The organism is Dietzia sp. CW19, from assembly GCF_014145265.1.
Taxonomy (GTDB): domain Bacteria; phylum Actinomycetota; class Actinomycetes; order Mycobacteriales; family Mycobacteriaceae; genus Dietzia; species Dietzia natronolimnaea.
The window spans coordinates 1-1,981 of the sequence record NZ_JAALEE010000205.1 but is presented as its reverse complement, the minus strand read 5'-3'; the positions used below and the strand labels follow the sequence as shown (position 1 = coordinate 1,981).

Annotated in this window: 1 protein-coding gene; it reads left to right on the top strand. The window is 71.6% G+C overall.

Features of this window, described 5'->3' with window-relative positions; all coding sequences use genetic code 11:
- A partial coding sequence (locus G6021_RS06940; RefSeq protein ID WP_182640926.1) for an error-prone DNA polymerase occupies positions 1-1,981 on the top strand: 1,981 nt, incomplete at both ends.

Here is a 1,981-nt window from a genome sequence, read left to right as displayed (position 1 = left end):
GCCCGCGACGCCCTGGAGACCCATGCCGCGCACCTGCCCCCGGCCGGCGGGGCGTACCTGCGTTCGGGGGAGGAGATGGCCGAGCTGTTCGACCGCTGGCCGGCCGCCGTCACCGGCGCGGCGGGCCTGGGTCGCGAGTGCGCATTCGACCTCCGGCTCATCGCCCCCGAGCTGCCGCCGTTCGATGTTCCCGAGGGTCACACGGAGGACAGTCGGCTCGCCGAACTCACCTATGCGGGGGCCGCGCGGCGCTACGGGGCCCGGGATACGGCGCCGGAGGCCTATGCCCAGATCCACCGCGAGCTGGGGGTGATCGCCGAGCTGGGGTTCCCCGGCTACTTCCTCGTGGTCCACGACATCGTCGAGTTCTGTCGCAGGGAGGGCATCCTCTGCCAGGGCAGGGGGTCGGCCGCCAACTCGGCGGTCTGCTACGCCCTCGGCATCACCAACGTCGACCCGGTGGGCGCGCACCTGCTCTTCGAGCGATTCCTGTCCCCGGAGCGGGACGGTCCGCCCGACATCGACGTGGACATCGAGTCCGGTCGTCGGGAGGAGGCCATCCAGTACGTCTACTCCCGCTACGGGCGGGACCATGCCGCGCAGGTCGCCAATGTCATCACCTACCGGGGGCGGTCGGCCGTGCGGGACGTGGCCCGGGCACTCGGGTACTCCACCGGGCAGCAGGACGCGTGGTCCAAGAGCGTGGACCGGTGGTCGGGTCTGAAGAACCACGAGCGGGAGGCCACCGAGCACACCGTCCCGGCCGACGTGCTGGCGCTGGCCCGCAGACTCGTCGGACTGCCCCGGCACCTCGGCATCCATTCCGGCGGCATGGTGATCTGCGACCGGCCGGTGGCCGACGTGGTGCCCGTCGAATGGGCGCGCATGCCCGGGCGGACGGTCCTGCAGTGGGACAAGGACGACTGCGCGGCGGTCGGTCTGGTCAAGTTCGACATGCTGGGGCTGGGGATGCTCACGGCGCTACACCACGCCATCGACCTCGCGGCCGAGCACAAGGACCTCGAGGTGGACCTGGCCCGACTGGACCTCTCCGATCCCGAGGTCTACGAGATGCTGTGCCGGGGTGATTCCGTGGGGGTGTTCCAGGTGGAGTCGCGGGCGCAGATGGCCACGCTGCCCAGACTCCGGCCGCGGACGTTCTACGACCTCGTGGTGGAGGTGGCGCTCATCCGCCCCGGCCCCATCCAGGGCGGCTCCGTGCACCCCTACATCCGTAGACGAAACGGGCGGGAGGAGGTGGTGTTCGACCACCCCGCGATCGAGGCGGCCCTGGGGCGGACGCTGGGGATCCCGCTGTTCCAGGAGCAGCTCATGCAGATCGCCACCGAGATCGCCGGGTTCACCGGGGCGGAGGCGGACCAGCTCCGCCGGGCGATGGGGGCCAAGCGCTCACCCGAGCGGATGGCGCGGCTGCGGGAGAGGTTCTTCGCGGGCATGCGTGACCTCCACGGCATCGGCACCAGCCCACCCGGGACACCGGTCACCGGGCCCGAGGTGGGGGAGCGGATCTGGGAGAAGATGTGCGCGTTCGCCAACTACGGCTTCCCCGAGAGCCACTCCCAGTCCTTCGCGGCGATCGTCTACTACTCGGCGTGGTTCAAGTGCCACCACCCGGCCGTCTTCTGTGCGGCGCTGTTGCGCAGCCAGCCGATGGGGTTCTACTCGCCGCAGTCCCTCGTGGCCGACGCCCGCAGGCACGGCGTCACCGTGCACCGCCCCTGCGTCAACCGCTCGATCGGCGGTGCCACGTGTGAGAACGGGGGTACCGAGGTGCGTCTCGGCCTGGAGTCCGTGCGGGTCATCGGCACCGATCTCGCCACGGCGATCGCCGACGAGCGCGACACCCACGGCCCGTACCTCTCGGCCGCCGACCTCGCCGGCCGCACCGGGCTGACCGTCCGACAGATGGAGGCGCTGGCCACCGCGGGGGCACTCGACGCGCTCGGCGTCGGGGGGCGGC